This is a genomic window from Lachnospiraceae bacterium KGMB03038 (assembly GCA_007361935.1).
Taxonomy (GTDB): domain Bacteria; phylum Bacillota; class Clostridia; order Lachnospirales; family Lachnospiraceae; genus Massilistercora.
This window is the reverse complement of sequence record CP041667.1, coordinates 1478806-1492740: the sequence shown is the minus strand read 5'-3', so window position 1 is coordinate 1492740 and position 13935 is coordinate 1478806. Positions and strand designations below refer to the sequence as shown.

Sequence of the window (13935 nt, the reverse complement as noted above, 5' to 3'; positions counted from 1 at the left end):
ATCTCCCTCTATCTGCTCTGTTTTATGATCCGTTTCAGATCCTCTACCGTATACTGATAGGCAGTATTACAGAAATGACATTTCACTTCTATATCCTTTCCTTCTTCGATCATTTCCTGGATCTCTTTCTTTCCAATGCTTGCTACCGCCCGTTCTACACGCTCCTTAGAGCAGCTGCAGTAAAATCTTGCAGGAAGCCGGTCCGTGATCTCCAATCCCACATTCCCAAGCAAAGTCTCTAACAATTCTTCCGGCGTTCCTCCTTCCTTTAAGAAGGCGGTCACAGAAGTCACATTCTTGAGATTCTCTTCAATCTGCCGGATGGTCTCTTCCGTCGCAAAAGGCATCATCTGGATGATAAATCCACCCGCGCAGCGCACGGTATTGTCCTTCTCCATCAGGACTCCAAGTCCTACAGAGGAAGGAACCTGCTCAGAATTAGCGAAATAATAAGTCAGATCTTCCGCGATCTCGCTGGTCACCAGAATCGTCTGCCCACTGTATGGCTCTTTCAGTCCCATATCCTTGATCACCTGCAAAAGGCCGATCCCAACGGCTCCGCCCACATCCAGCTTTCCATTCTTAGGCGGCAGCATCACATCTGGATTCCCCACATAACCTTTGACATTAGCTTTGCTGTCCGCCGTTACCGTGATCCCGTTGATCGGGCCGTCTCCACGGATCTGCAGGGTCAACAAATCTGTCTCGTTCTTCATCATACTGCCCATCATGGCTCCGGCCGTCAAAAGGCGCCCCAGCGCAGCTGTGGCTACTGGGCTTGTTCCATGATGGACTCTTGCCTCTTCCACCGTCTTGGTTGTCAAAGCGGCAAAGGCCCTCACCTGACCCTGTGCCGCCGTAGCTCTTACTATATAATCTTCCATCGATTCCTCCTTATATCTCTTTTATGTTCTATTTTCCACATTCCTGGGCCACCACCAGAATCCTCTCACTGGTATAAGTTGGCGCCCGGTCGGTATAACCGTCAAACGCCTGTACATATTTCATGCCGGAGCGCTGGATCATCTGTTTGATCCTCTCCAATGTATAGGCCCGCTGAAAATGTGTCTCCTGGTATCTGCGGTAAAGCATAGGATCATCCTGCTCCTGGACGAACAGAGTCAGTTCATACTCGTTGATCTTTTCTTCCGGAGCATAATAATTCTCCCAGATAAAACTGCAGGTCTCCCGCTCTTCCGCAAAGGTATTGTCCCCCAAAATCTCACGATACTTGTATTCTGTATTGAAATCAAAGAGAAAAATACCTTCCGGGTCCAGATAATTATTGGCCAGCCGGAAGACTTCCAAAAGCTCCTCTTCCTCGACCATATAATTTACGGAATCACACACGCTCACAATAGCCCCCACAGTGCCGTAAAGCTCAAACTCCTGCATATTCTGCAGCAGATAGAGAATATCATGGCCGCTCTTTAGGCGCTTCTCCATGGCAAGCTCCAGCATATCTTCCGAATTGTCCACACCGATCATATCGTATCCAGCAGTTGCCAGAAGCTCTGTCATTTTCCCGGTACCGCAGCCCAGATCCAGAGCAAGGCCGCTGGTAATATCATACTGTTTGAGAATAGACTGGATTCGCGCGGACCAGTCCTCATATGGGACATTATCCATAAAAGTGTCGTAAACTTGGGCAAAACTGGTATATGGCTGCATGGTGTCTCCTTTCATAAAAAATATACTGGGGATATTATAGCACAGAGCTGAGGATTAGGGTATTGAAAAATAGATGGGAAACTGGAAAAGGCAATCGCCGTCCCCAGCATACAAAACCCGAACCATCTTTTCAATTCACGCCAAAACCGGACAAGAGGGGCAAAGCCCCTCTTGACTCCCCGCTGAGACGGCCGCGGACACGGAATCTTTACAGGATGATCTTCCTACATGCGCAAAATACGTCGCCTACTTTACAGAACCGACGAAGCGTTTCTTTTAACGCAGCATGAAAATTATAAAAAAATTACGGGTGCAAGTGTGAAAGGAGGTACAGAAAAATGTACAGAACAACATTACAGCAGAAAGGACATTCTATGGATAAGGGATACCTAGAAACAGCAATTACCCTTGCCCGTATGTACGGGATAGCGGAAACACTCCACCCGTGGGAGTATCTGGACAACGAAAAATTCCTCTGCAAAATCCAGAATTGGACAGCAGATTTTCTTGAAACCGGAGATACAGATATTGTGAAATTTTTTGAATCCAAAATAATTGAATAAAGAAGAAACAGGGTATTTCTCCATACATAGGGGAATTACCCTGTCCTTAAATATCTTCCGGCGGAATGTATTCTAAAATATCTTCTACCCGGCACTCCAAAATACTGCACAGCGTATCAAGTGTAGTTGTAGTAATCGGCTTCCCGTGTTTCATCCGATGAATCGTATTCGCCGGAATCCCATGTTTAAAAATCAAAGCATATTCTGTAATCCCACGCCGGAAAAGAGTCTCATAAAACGGTTGGTATGAAATCATGTCCGAATCCCTCTTTTCTTTTCCACATGATATCATCCCCAATTCCTTGACTATGACTAATATATTGAGTATAATTTTAGTCGAAAAATCTGTTCATTTATCAACAGAAAAAAACACAAAAGGAGTGAAAAAGAAAAATGAGAAGAAAAATCCTTACGATCCTGCTTATATCATGCATCACTGGCACAATGGCTGCCGGTTGTGGAATGATACCTGCATCTGACAGCGGAAACGATACGGAAGAGACCCAGGAGTCGCAAGAGCAGGAAACCGATTCTGCGCCCGTACAGGAAGACACCGCAAATGAAGCAGAAGAAATCGACACCCAGTCCAGTACGGCAGAAGAAGGATCCGAACCGAAACAGGAAGAAACAACCGCGGAAATCGAACCCGCAGAGAATATGTCCGACGCTCCAGACCTTCCCTTAAATACCAAAGTGGAAAATGAGATTTACAGCGATCAGACACATTGGTATTCTTTCACGACCGGTGAAGAATCCGGTGTAGATTACGGCGTTATATTTGTCAATACCACGCCGGGAGACGAGCCGGGAGACCATACGGTAGAGGGTATGGTCAGAAATGAGTTTGGCGAGGAAGTTGGCGGCGGCTATCATTTCGTGGATGCCGGCGGCTCCGCAATAACAATCACTATCGAGAGAGCAGAAGCCAATACTACCTATTATTTGGGCGTAAAATTGGCATCTTTCAGAAAGGATTCTGGATATACACTTGTTGTAAAGGAAAAATAAAGCAGCGGATGAAATCATCAGATACCGTTCCCCTAACTGACGAAAACAAAAAGACACCGTTTCAAAATACGGGCAGTAAATCTTACTAAAGAATTCAGCGGCGCTAAGGCCGCTGAATTATCTTTTCGTGTTCCATTTTTCTCCTCCATCACTGCCTGCTCTCTACAATTCCAGGTATGATACTTTGCCGCTTTTTATCTCCGATTTCATAAGAGACGCCCGTTTCACCGTCATCTCCGCTTTTGGCAGATGGACCTGGTATGGCTTTTTAGCGGAAACCTTACGGATCAGAGTGATATGAGGGACAAAGGAATCCTCACTGAAAGGGATTCCGGCAGCTTTCAAAGCCTTTCTTAATTCTCTTACGTAAGTTTTCAGTTTCTGGTTTCCTTTTACTCCTGCCCATAGGATATTTCCGAAATTCCCCTTTTCCGAGAGCGCCAGTCTGAAAGACGGAAGAGGGACTGTTTCCAGCACTTGTTTTACTTCTCCCGGATCTTTGTATTCTCCAATAAAGGCCAGCGTCAAATGCAGGTTCTGGGCCGGGACATAGTTGCCCTCCACCCCCTGTTTTTTCAGATCATGCATACAAGTGACCAGCGCTTTCCTCATCTCATCAGAAAGCCGGATCGCAATAAACAGCCTCATTTTCCACACCTTCCTTTTCCCGCCTGACCGCCCATACTGCCGCCCGCAGTGCCAGGATCATAGGGATTCCTACTCGGAAGCGGTTCTTCTTTGATCCTCCATTATCCCAGCAGCGCCCGGACCATTTCCGCGTCAAAGGCCACTGATTTTACATGGTCTACTTCAATCTGGTATAAAGCATTGGCCGCAAGATGTTCAGCCGCCTGCTCCAGGTCCCGGATGCCGCTGGTATCTTTATGCAGTTCAATGACCGCGTTAAGCCCGTCTGGCGTCAGCGTACACTCCTGTTCCTGTATGCCGATCCTTCTGCGGACTTTCGGCAGGGCGTACTCAGCGAAGATCACTTTCTTTTCCTCCGGGGTATAATCCGGGATTTCGATCACCGCAAACCGGGACATGAGCGGCGCGCTGATCTGATCCTTATCATTCGCCGTGGCAATAGGGTAAACGCCTGATGTAGGGATCATACACTCGATATAGTTGTCGGTAAATCCAAGGTTGTCCAAAAGGGTCAGCAGAACATCCGCGGGATTGCCGTTTCCCTTTCCCGCCGCCGCCTTATCTAATTCATTGATGATGAAGACCAGGTTGGATTCTCCCGCCATGGAGAAAGCTTCCATAATGATCCCAGGCTTGGCGTTGGCATAGATCCGGGAACTTCCGGTCAGCTGCTCCGGGTCATTGATGGAACTCATATCCAAAGTAGTCCAGGGCAGTTTCAAAATTCTCGCAACCGCGTAAGCAATCTGAGACTTTCCGGTTCCAGCCGGCCCGATCAGCAGGATTCCATAGGCTGGCAGCGTATGGGTCCGGTTGATCTGGATGATCGTCTCGATGATCCGCTGTTTCACCTGCTCCATCCCATAGAGTTCTTCATCCAGGATCCGCCGCGCCTCCACCGGATCTATGGATGGGAAATAATTATTCTTCCACTGGATGTTCATCATGATCGAGAGGGCGCGCTGGGCGTGGCGCCGCTCTTCCGCGGATACTTCATTGGAACGGGCCACTGCCAGATTCCTTCTGGCCCAGAGGCGGATATTATCCGGCAGGGTCTTTCCCGCGCAGTTCATAAAGTCCGTGATGCTCTGGATGCTGGTCAGCTTCATACTGTCCCCAGTCTCCTCCGCATCCTCGTCTGGGATCTCCTGGGATGGGGCGTCACTGGACAAAAGCCGCTCGATCATAAACTGAAGGAAACCGTCTTCCGCTGAAAGCTTGCCTCCCCAGCCAAAAGAGATCTCCCGGATCTTATAGACCGCGTAACCGCCTTCTGTATCTGCCCCGGAGAGCCGCACATTGATATGATTCTCTCCCAGCCATTTCAAAAGACTTACAAAGCGGGCATCGATCCGAAGGATATCCACACTGATCATACTGCCCTCTCCTTCTTTAAATTCAAAGGCCGTCTTCCGCATAGGATTGGTAAAGACCCCCGCGGAATGATGCTTTAATTTCCCCTCGCTGTTATCCAGCACCAGCATGGGATGCTCCGGGGATGCCTCCGGCTCGCTGGAATAATAGATTTCATAGGTACACTCTGGCTCCTTCGATGTTTCCGGCGTGTTTTTAAAATCAAATACTGGCATACAATACTCCTTCTTCCTAACAACAGTTTTCCTTATTCTACCATAAAAAGGGACGGAGGAAAAGAAATCCTCCGTCCCAAAAGCTTCTCTCATTAATCGTCATCCCGATCGTCATCCCGGTCATCGTCCCGGTCATCGTCCCAGTCATCATCTCGATCATCGTCCCGATCGTCATCTCGATCATCGTCCCGGTCATCATCTCGGTCATCGTCCCGGTCATCGTCCCGGTTGTCATCCTGTCCGGCTTCCGGCACGCCGCCCCAGTCATCGTTATGATCATAATCCGCTTCCAACACTTTGCCATTTACCGCGTTTACTTCAAATTCATACTCCACTCCGTCTGCTGTAAACTCCAGCTCATAGATTCCGTCATCCAATTCATATTCTTTGTCCGCGAACTCCGCGGAATCCAGATGCAGCTGGGCAAGCACGATCTCCTGCGCTTTTTCTAAAGTGATGTATCCATTTTCACCATAATCATCGCTGTCTACCGTCATCGGCGAAGATGCGATCCCACAGTGTTCCGCCGTAACCTTTACTTCATCGGCCATTTCTGTGATGAAATCATCATCTGGATATCTGGAGCCTTCTTCCAATTTTAAAACAACATTTTTCGTATTCCCTCCTACAGTCTCCGTGAAATATCCGGATTCGTAAATAGATTCTACCAGCTCGCCTACAACTTCTTTACAGTCTTTTCCCTCATAGTCATCATAAGTTTCCAAAATCGCCGTTCCTTCCTCATTGGCCCCCTCGACTGTTTTTACCTTTCCTTCTCCATCGTAAGCGATCTCTACTTCTGGATTTACGCTGAGAAGAACTGTCCCCATAATCTCATCCGCCTTTTGGAGATTGGCCTCTTCTCCATTTTCCGCCGTCTCCTGCGCGCCGCATCCGGCAAAGAGCATCATTCCACATACCGCCATCGCTGCTGCTTTTCCTTTGAATAAATTTTTCTTCATCATATCCTTTTCTCCTTTTTGTTTTTTAAGGTTGTATTGATAGAATACGAAAGGGTATTTCCCAAACCGGGGTCGATGGATCATTTTTTTATTTTTATCTATGCTCTTTAGTCGTCGCCGTCATCATCGCCGTCATCGCCGTCATCGCCATCGTCGTCATCATCGCTGTCATCGTCATCATCGCTGTCATCGCCATCGTCATCATCGCCGTCATCGTCACCATTGCTGTCATCATCTCCGCTGCTGACATTCTTTCCCTGGCCGCCATCTCCCGCGCTGCCGCCGTCCTCATCTGGAGCTGCGCTGGTCCGTCCTCCGCCGTCATGCTCTGTCTCCCTGTCATCCATATCCTCATAAGTCCGGATCTCGATCTGGGAATCAAAATGAATCGTCAGCTCTGTGATCAGCATATCTTCCGTAGCGGTTTTCCAGTTTTCATGCTCCGATTCCACCGTCAAAGTAATCCTGTCCCCGTCTTCCAGGAATCCCCGGTCCGCCGCCAGATCTGCCAGTTCATCAGACACCTGGTCTACCTTTTTCCCTATAAAATGATAGTCTTCTGTAAGTTCCTCGCCGTCCTCATTGATTCCTTCCACGTCTATGACATAATCCCAGCGGTTGACGGAGATCATTACATCTGGGTTGATCTGCATCCGGACAGTCCCATACGGGGAGAGAAGAAATTGGAAAGCGCCAAGGAGGACCAGACAAAAGCAGGCGGCCGCGGCCAGGATCGAGATAACTTTACGCCCTTTTCTTACTTTCCCGCGTTCCTCTTTAAAAGGAATCACATCTTCCACCAGCTGGCCCACATCATATCCCAGATTCGCCACTTTCAGAAATTTCCCCTGCTGGTCCAGCACAACGGCATAGCTGATCCCACATTCCATCACAAGATATTTCATCTTCTCCCGCCTCCTTTCCCTGAAGAAATCTGACACAAATGTCCCCGGATGATCTCATATCCATTGGTATACGCCAGCAGCAGCGCCGCCATATATTTTCTGTGCCGCTCCAATGTCTTCTTCGCTGTCCCAGACAATTTCGACAACTCTGTGAGAGGGAGTTTCCCTATCGTCAGGAATCTCTCCAACAGTTCTTGATTGCTTTTCGCGCAGGAAAGAGCGTTGTGGCAGGCTTCCAGTGTCCGTTCCTGCTTTGGACAGTTATCCGCCACATCGGAAAGAGAAAGGCCCAATGCGCGAAGCTGTCTTGCGTACTCTTCGATTTCTTCTTTCGCCGCCAGCCGGATCTGCCGTTCTTCGATATTGCTCGTTCCGCCGCCCAGTGTCTCCAGTATCGTCCTGTCCTCATCCTGAGAATCCGGCATGTGCAGAGAGATCACATTCCCATGCCTGCTTTCCTTCCGGTAATGATCGATCAGCCGGTTGTGGATTCCTCTGGCGGCAAATGGAAAAAACGCGCCTTTTGCTTTCTCATAATTCAATACTGCTTCATAGAAGGCGAACATAGCGATACTAAGTTCGTCATCCTGTCCCTCCACCGGCGGGCGATGGAGAAACTTCGCCGTCTCCGCCTTGATAAATGGAAGATAATCCCGGACCAGCCGGTCCGCCGCCTCTGTATTCGTTTTTGCCTCAGCGATCCGCCTCACGATCTCATGTTCCTGATTCATAGGGGCACTCCTGTCTATCTGTAGTTTACGTATGTCTTTTGATGCTTTCGGGGTCTGATAGAGAAAATTTTAGATAGTTTGGCAAATTTTATCATGGGATTGTTAAATCTATGTATATTTTGTTTTAAATCCTCGAAAAACATATTGATAAACAGTATATAACACTTGACATCAGTTCTGCACTGTTATATACTGTTTATATCAAGGAGGGAGAACCTATGAAGATCATCATAAACACTTCCCTGATGGTTCCCATCTATGAGCAGATCGTGGATCAGATCAAAACGCTCATCCGCGGCGGGGAGCTGAAGGAAAATGACAGTCTGCCGTCCGTCCGGGCTTTATCCAGGGAATTGAAGATCAGCGCCTTAACTGTCAAAAAGGCGTATGACACGCTGGAAGCCGAAGGCTTCACAGTGACCGTCCATGGAAAAGGCAGCTATGTGGCGGCGGCAAATCCCCAGCTTCTTCTGGAAGAACAGAAGAAAGACCTGGAAGCCGATCTGGAACTGGCCATCCAGAAAGGCAGACGTTACGGAATCTCCGATGAGGACATCCGAAAATTATTTGAATTGATCATGGAGGGCTGACACATGTTGAACATTGAGCATCTGCAAAAACACTATCCAAACTTCTCTCTGGACTGCTCCCTAAACGTCCGTCCCGGATGTGTGACTGGCCTGATCGGCCAGAACGGCGCCGGAAAAAGCACTGCCTTTAAAGCGGTCTTGGGACTGATCTCAAGAGACGGCGGTGATATCTCCATCCTGGGAAAGGATTTCCATGATTTCACCCCGAAAGATAAAGAAAAACTGGGCGTAGTCCTGTCAGATTCTGGTTTTAGCGGATATCTGACCATCCAGGATATCCTGCCCGTCCTTAAGAGCTTCTACCCCACCTTTGACCAGGCTTTTTTTCTGGAGCGGGCAAGTCGCTTCCAGCTTCCTCTCCATAAGCGGATCAAAGATTTCTCCACCGGCATGAGGGCGAAGCTGAAAGTATTATCCGCGGTCAGCCATGATTCCAGGCTTCTGATCCTGGATGAGCCTACCGCCGGCCTGGACGTGATCGCCAGGGATGAACTTTTAGACATCCTGCGGGAATATATGGAAACCGATGAAGAGCGGTCCATCCTCATCAGCTCTCACATATCCAGCGATCTGGAGACGCTATGCGATGACCTTTATATGATCCATGAAGGAAGGATCATCCTGCACGAGGACACGGACGTACTGCTCAGCGATTACGCTGTTTTGAAAATGGACGACAGACAATATCAGACTCTGGATAAACAGTTCCTTCTGCGGGTCAGGAAAGAAGCTTACGGCTATAGCTGTCTCACCAGCCAGAAACGGTATTATCTGGAGAATTTTCCGAAGATCGCCGTTGAAAGAGGCGGCATCGACCAAGTGATCACCATGATGGTAAGGGGGAACGAGTTATGAAAGGCTTATTGATCAAAGATTTTAAACTCTTGAAAATGCAGAAAAACTTTTTTGTGGTCATGATCGTCATCAGCGTGGGGCTCGCGCTGTTTTCCGAGGATCTGTCCTTCCCGATCGGATTTTCCACATTTGTATTTTCCTTGTTCTCCTTAAGCTCCATCAGCTATGACGAGTTCGACAACGGAAGTCCGTTCCTGTTCTCTCTTCCGATCACAAGGGCGGATTATGCGGCAGAAAAATACGCGTTTGGACTGATCCTGGCTTTTGGCGCCTGGCTGTGCTCCACCCTTCTGGTCCTGATCGCCGCAGCCGCCAGAGGGAGCGTGCCCCTTACGGATCTTCTCCTGACCGCCCTATTGATCCTGCCCTTTTTGTTCCTGCTCTTATCCATCATGCTGCCCATCCAGTTGAAGTTTGGCGGCGAAAAAGGACGGATCGCGCTGATCGGCGCCATTGGCGCCATCTTCCTGGCAGCCTTCCTGGTCATTCAGATCGCCCAGGCCTGCGGCATCGACCTGCTCCTGCTGCTCAACCGGCTGCCTGCGCCAAGTGTGGGCGCTGTGGCCGCCGTTTCCATCTTAATCACATTTCTTCTCCTTTTGCTGTCCTTAAGGATCAGCATCGGTATCGTGAACCGGAAAGAATTTTAGGAGGTGTCCGAATGATAAACAGTATAATCTGTATTCTTTCTCTGATCGTATTTGCCTACTGGCTCTTTATAAAACGGAATAAAAAATAGAACAATCAAGAAGGGACGGCGTTCATAGATTTAAAACGCTGTCCCTTCAACTTTTTTATAAGCAGGCAGGAGTAATCTCTCCAGCCGTGCCCTTATATATGTTTTATAAAATCGATTCTGCAACTCGGAAAGATATGGCACGGTATCTATAAAATCTTGGATTTCTTTTATATTGATCCTTGGTACGATCCGCAGAAGCGCTTTGTTACATTCTGGGTATTCTCCGGCCATTAAGAAGTCATAATAACAAATTTTTCTTCCATGTTCCCGGATTGCTGATGCCGGAAACTGAAAAATCCGCGCGTTAAGTTCGTCCTCATTTTTCAGAACCTTGTCCATAACCTTGTCATCTGCCTGCGGGAGCAGACAACTTCCACAGTCGAAAACAGGCGCGATTTCCGCCGTTTGCAAACTATGATCCACAAGGAATCCCCAGTTTCCATTATGCCGGTCAAAATTTCCAAGCAGGGCATCGACTACGAACATATCCCAAAAATATATTTCCAGTTCTTTCGGATTTACAAACTCCTGTTTTTCAAAGGTTTCTATCAAATCTGAAAGTTCTGTTCCCGTACCTCCATGCTCAGAATCAATCACTGTATTTTTGATGGAACAAAAATCATACAACACTTTTCCTCCATCCGTAAAATCCAGGCAGGCACCGACGACTTTCTCCTTTCCCGCCACCCGAAAGGTTCCAAGCATCGTCTTCTGCGCCGGAATTTCTAACAGCCCAAAAACGCTGCTTGCAATATGTTCGCTGATACAGCTACTCGTGTACGAAAGTTCAGTCTGCTTTCCCTCTGCGGAAGGTGGAAATTTTAACATATAAACCCTTCCATTGTATTCTACCGCAATCTTCTTCCCATTGGCTCCATTATAAGCCCTTCCAAAGATTTTCCCGCAGTCTGTAAAATCAATCTTCTTCATTGCCGCCCCTTCCCCACAGGAATTTTTCTCTGAGATAATCCGCGTGCTCCGGAGTGATCGCGCCATCGTTAATCTGCGCCACATTAATACTTCCGTATAGTTCTCCCCATAGGCAATCCAGCAGACCAGAACCGTTTTTCAAACCATTTTTATATGCATCCAGGTCCTGCTGGAGATACTCTGGAAGACCGTATTCATAGGAACGTTCTCTGTCCCTTTTTGTTGATTCCTCTTCTTTTCTTCTCATACTGCCTTAAGACACTCCTTTTCTGCCTCCGATTCTAATTGTTTTTATTATATCAACACAGAAAAACAGCGTCAAGCAAAGCGCCAGATAGCGCTTCTCTTCCGAATGACGTAGAATTTATACCCCCCGCCGGCCATGCGGAAACGGAGCGTGAAGAACCGAAAAGCCCTGAAATACTCTATACTTTTAGAGACGGAACCCACCGCAGTAATCCTCCCAGGGGTCACCCATTTTGGGGGTCAAAATGGGTGATAGTATTTCTTCTTTTTTTCCTGTATAATAGAGGCATAATCATAGGACCGCCTCCCAGATAGGAGGCAAAGTATACCGTAGAATGCAGGGAGAAAAAGATGGAGCTGATTTGCAAAAAAGTGTTGACAAACATGCTTGAAAACTGCTACGCTCTCGACAGACAGACAGACAGACAGACAGACAGACAGACAGACAGACAGACAGACAGACAGACAGACAGACAGACAGACAGACAGATAAGGTAAGGTAAGTCTGTCCTTTTTTCCTGCATACAATTTTACAACGCCATTCAAGGGGCGCGCCGCGTCCACGGTCATTCCGTGGGACGGCGCGCTCCTTTTTTGCGCAACAAGAAACTACGCTCCGGCACGGGAAATCCGGCAGCTCTCGGAGCACATAAGGAGGAAACGAGATGAAAAAACGAATTTTAAGCCTGTGTATGATCTTGGCCCTGTGCCTAGGGCTGCTGCCCGCCACGGCGCTGGCGGCCGCGCCGAGCGGAATGATTATCTATGTGGGCACACAGATAATTTCTGGTGACAGCTACTGGACGACGGACAACGATGGAAATGTCACCGCGTATTCAGAGGCAGGGACACCGACAGACAACTATATCCATTATGACGAAAGCAGCAACACCCTGACACTGCACAACGCCACCATCAAAACTTCTAATAATGACACTAATGTTAGCGGCGCTGCTATTGGCGTGGTCAATCAGAGTGGGGATACGGAATTGACCATCCAATTAGAGGGCCAAAACACATTGTCGGAGACCTCCACAGGGATTTATGTTTATTCTTCTGCCGGTGTCGCCAGCCTGACCATTGAGGGTGCAGGCCGTCTGAATGTCAGCGGTATTTCTAATGGAGTCTGCGTTGTGAGCATAAGTAGCAATGCCGCCCTGACCATCCAGAATGCTGAGGTCACTGCAACCACTGCCTACGGCGATGGCGTCTTCGTGCAGGCCAGAGAAACTTCGTCCGCCTCTCTGACTGTGGATGGCGGCGGTCTGACTGCGGCTGCCGGAAGAAGTTCTGGTGTGGGGATACGGTTTAGTTTTGGCGGCGATACCGTTACCGGAACGCCTGGCCTGACCGTCAGCAATAACGCCTTGGTAGACGCAAGAGACGGCGGGATTCGGGCCGGAGACGGCAGTTATGCCCAGGAAGTAACCTCTGCTAGTGGCAGCACCGGCATCGTCTTTGACGGCAAAACGGGCACCGTGTACGGCAGTGTGGAATTACAGGAGAATTTGACTATCGACAACGGTGAGAGCCTGGATATACCCAATGGCGCGAGCCTGACAATCCCCAGTGGCGCAAGATTGACCAATGAGGGACCGTGACCAACAGCGGCGCACTGACCAACAACGGCACACTGACCAACAGCGGCACACTGACCAACAACGGTACCATCAATAACTCTGGCACTTTGGACAATACTAACGGTACGGTGACAGGCGCCGGCGTCTTTGCCAATCACGGCACCGTCAACAAGGGCAATCAGGGCGCGCCCGCCGCGCCCACGCAGAGCGGAACGGCCACAGCGGACACCATCACACTGGCCGCGATCACAACCACCGGCTATGGTGATGTTCAGTACGGCTACACCGTAGGCGCGGAAACTTCCGTGCCGGAAGATCGCTGGCAGACCAGCCCTGAATTCACTGGACTGCAGTCCGGCACAAACTATACCTTTTACGCACGCTATGCCGGGAACGACTTCTATCACCCATCCAGTCCCAGCGATGGCGCCGCCATCTCCACCGTCCCCAGTGTGATCGACAGCGGCTTTGAACCGGCCATTATCGCCGGAGCCGGCGGCATCTGGCAGAAAGGCACAGAAGACGGTCTTTCCTTTACATCCAACGCGGCATTCGCGGATTTTGTGAAGGTACAGGTGGACGGCAGAGACCTTGCCGCTTCCGATTATGAAGTCAGAGAAGGCAGTACAATTGTCACCTTAAAGGCTTCCTATCTGGAGACCCTTTCCGTTGGGAAACACACGCTTGCCATCGTCTCCAACACGGGTACGGCCACAACGGAGTTTACGATCCAGGCGGCTTCCGCCGCTGATGGCGATACACCGTCTCCGCAGACGAGTGACAACAACCCTATCGCCCTGTGGATCGTTCTGCTGCTGATTTCCGGCGCCGGTCTGTCCATGACCGCGTTCTACCGCGAAAAGCGACACACCCCTCATTGACAAAGCCTTGCGAAAACGGTACACTTTTTTTAAGAAA

Annotated in this window: 15 protein-coding genes and 2 pseudogenes; 7 read left to right on the top strand and 10 right to left on the bottom strand. The window is 49.1% G+C overall.

Features of this window, described 5'->3' with window-relative positions; all coding sequences use genetic code 11:
- Positions 1-8 precede the first annotated feature (8 nt).
- Together FND36_07105 and FND36_07100 are read right to left on the bottom strand one after the other, a co-directional pair.
- Positions 9-884: an Hsp33 family molecular chaperone HslO gene (locus tag FND36_07105; GenBank protein QDW73824.1), complete on the bottom strand. Its 876-nt coding sequence runs from the start codon at positions 882-884 to the stop codon at positions 9-11.
- Between the two features lie 28 nt (positions 885-912).
- On the bottom strand, positions 913-1671 hold the full coding sequence (locus FND36_07100; GenBank protein QDW73823.1) for a class I SAM-dependent methyltransferase: 759 nt from the start codon (positions 1669-1671) through the stop codon (positions 913-915).
- A 338-nt stretch (positions 1672-2009) separates the two neighbouring features.
- On the opposite strand from FND36_07100, the gene FND36_07095 reads away from it, so the two are divergent.
- Entirely contained in the window at positions 2010-2234 is a 225-nt protein-coding gene (locus tag FND36_07095) for a hypothetical protein (protein QDW73822.1), read from the top strand.
- A gap of 46 nt (positions 2235-2280) precedes the next feature.
- Here the strand turns inward: FND36_07095 and FND36_07090 are convergent, their stop codons facing one another.
- On the bottom strand, positions 2281-2490 hold the full coding sequence (locus FND36_07090) for an XRE family transcriptional regulator (protein ID QDW73821.1): 210 nt from the start codon (positions 2488-2490) through the stop codon (positions 2281-2283).
- Between the two features lie 137 nt (positions 2491-2627).
- On the opposite strand from FND36_07090, the gene FND36_07085 reads away from it, so the two are divergent.
- A complete protein-coding gene (locus FND36_07085) occupies positions 2628-3242 on the top strand; it encodes a hypothetical protein (protein ID QDW73820.1) in 615 nt (204 codons plus the stop codon).
- A gap of 162 nt (positions 3243-3404) precedes the next feature.
- On the opposite strand, the gene thpR is transcribed toward FND36_07085, so the two are convergent.
- The 5 genes and pseudogenes from thpR to FND36_07060 form a co-directional block, all read right to left on the bottom strand.
- Complete coding sequence (gene thpR, locus FND36_07080) at positions 3405-3890, bottom strand: RNA 2',3'-cyclic phosphodiesterase (GenBank protein QDW73819.1); 486 nt, start codon at positions 3888-3890, stop codon at positions 3405-3407.
- 101 nt (positions 3891-3991) lie between these two features.
- Positions 3992-5479, bottom strand: a complete 1488-nt coding sequence (locus FND36_07075) for an AAA family ATPase (GenBank protein ID QDW73818.1) — start codon at positions 5477-5479, stop codon at positions 3992-3994.
- 287 nt (positions 5480-5766) lie between these two features.
- Positions 5767-6525: pseudogene (locus FND36_07070) on the bottom strand (hypothetical protein).
- 23 nt (positions 6526-6548) lie between these two features.
- A pseudogene (locus tag FND36_07065) lies at positions 6549-6677 on the bottom strand (ATPase).
- Positions 6678-7342: 665 nt separating this feature from the next.
- Complete coding sequence (locus FND36_07060; protein QDW73817.1) at positions 7343-8077, bottom strand: RNA polymerase subunit sigma; 735 nt, start codon at positions 8075-8077, stop codon at positions 7343-7345.
- 218 nt (positions 8078-8295) lie between these two features.
- On the opposite strand from FND36_07060, the gene FND36_07055 reads away from it, so the two are divergent.
- The 3 genes from FND36_07055 to FND36_07045 are packed head-to-tail and all read left to right on the top strand — an operon-like array spanning position 8296 to position 10172.
- Positions 8296-8667 carry a GntR family transcriptional regulator gene (locus FND36_07055; GenBank protein QDW73816.1) on the top strand — a complete coding sequence of 124 codons (372 nt, stop codon included), beginning with the start codon at positions 8296-8298 and terminating at the stop codon, positions 8665-8667.
- A gap of 3 nt (positions 8668-8670) precedes the next feature.
- Complete coding sequence (locus FND36_07050; GenBank protein ID QDW73815.1) at positions 8671-9522, top strand: ABC transporter ATP-binding protein; 852 nt, start codon at positions 8671-8673, stop codon at positions 9520-9522.
- On the top strand, positions 9519-10172 hold the full coding sequence (locus FND36_07045; GenBank protein ID QDW73814.1) for an ABC-2 transporter permease: 654 nt from the start codon (positions 9519-9521) through the stop codon (positions 10170-10172). Before FND36_07050 ends, FND36_07045 begins: the two co-directional genes overlap by 4 nt.
- A gap of 119 nt (positions 10173-10291) precedes the next feature.
- Here the strand turns inward: FND36_07045 and FND36_07040 are convergent, their stop codons facing one another.
- Both FND36_07040 and FND36_07035 read right to left on the bottom strand, forming a co-directional pair.
- Entirely contained in the window at positions 10292-11191 is a 900-nt protein-coding gene (locus FND36_07040; protein QDW73813.1) for a CtkA family protein, read from the bottom strand.
- Positions 11178-11438 carry a hypothetical protein gene (locus FND36_07035; protein ID QDW73812.1) on the bottom strand — a complete coding sequence of 87 codons (261 nt, stop codon included), beginning with the start codon at positions 11436-11438 and terminating at the stop codon, positions 11178-11180. The genes FND36_07040 and FND36_07035 overlap by 14 nt, the downstream gene beginning before the upstream one ends.
- A gap of 664 nt (positions 11439-12102) precedes the next feature.
- On the opposite strand from FND36_07035, the gene FND36_07030 reads away from it, so the two are divergent.
- Complete coding sequence (locus tag FND36_07030; protein QDW73811.1) at positions 12103-13038, top strand: hypothetical protein; 936 nt, start codon at positions 12103-12105, stop codon at positions 13036-13038.
- The gene (locus tag FND36_07025) at positions 13035-13898 is read left to right on the top strand and encodes a sortase B protein-sorting domain-containing protein (GenBank protein QDW75567.1); all 864 of its coding nucleotides are present in this window, start codon (positions 13035-13037) and stop codon (positions 13896-13898) included. The genes FND36_07030 and FND36_07025 overlap by 4 nt, the downstream gene beginning before the upstream one ends.
- The last annotated feature ends 37 nt before the right edge of the window (positions 13899-13935 follow it).

Bases quoted from the DNA above. Each gene is read 5' to 3' on its own strand.
- FND36_07105 (QDW73824.1), bottom strand. From the start codon at position 884: ATGGAAGATTATATAGTAAGAGCTACGGCGGCACAGGGTCAGGTGAGG.
- FND36_07100 (QDW73823.1), bottom strand. From the start codon at position 1,671: ATGCAGCCATATACCAGTTTTGCCCAAGTTTACGACACTTTTATGGAT.
- FND36_07095 (QDW73822.1), top strand. From the start codon at position 2,010: ATGTACAGAACAACATTACAGCAGAAAGGACATTCTATGGATAAGGGA.
- FND36_07090 (QDW73821.1), bottom strand. From the start codon at position 2,490: ATGATTTCATACCAACCGTTTTATGAGACTCTTTTCCGGCGTGGGATT.
- FND36_07085 (QDW73820.1), top strand. From the start codon at position 2,628: ATGAGAAGAAAAATCCTTACGATCCTGCTTATATCATGCATCACTGGC.
- thpR (QDW73819.1), bottom strand. From the start codon at position 3,890: ATGAGGCTGTTTATTGCGATCCGGCTTTCTGATGAGATGAGGAAAGCG.
- FND36_07075 (QDW73818.1), bottom strand. From the start codon at position 5,479: ATGCCAGTATTTGATTTTAAAAACACGCCGGAAACATCGAAGGAGCCA.
- FND36_07060 (QDW73817.1), bottom strand. From the start codon at position 8,077: ATGAATCAGGAACATGAGATCGTGAGGCGGATCGCTGAGGCAAAAACG.
- FND36_07055 (QDW73816.1), top strand. From the start codon at position 8,296: ATGAAGATCATCATAAACACTTCCCTGATGGTTCCCATCTATGAGCAG.
- FND36_07050 (QDW73815.1), top strand. From the start codon at position 8,671: ATGTTGAACATTGAGCATCTGCAAAAACACTATCCAAACTTCTCTCTG.
- FND36_07045 (QDW73814.1), top strand. From the start codon at position 9,519: ATGAAAGGCTTATTGATCAAAGATTTTAAACTCTTGAAAATGCAGAAA.
- FND36_07040 (QDW73813.1), bottom strand. From the start codon at position 11,191: ATGAAGAAGATTGATTTTACAGACTGCGGGAAAATCTTTGGAAGGGCT.
- FND36_07035 (QDW73812.1), bottom strand. From the start codon at position 11,438: ATGAGAAGAAAAGAAGAGGAATCAACAAAAAGGGACAGAGAACGTTCC.
- FND36_07030 (QDW73811.1), top strand. From the start codon at position 12,103: ATGAAAAAACGAATTTTAAGCCTGTGTATGATCTTGGCCCTGTGCCTA.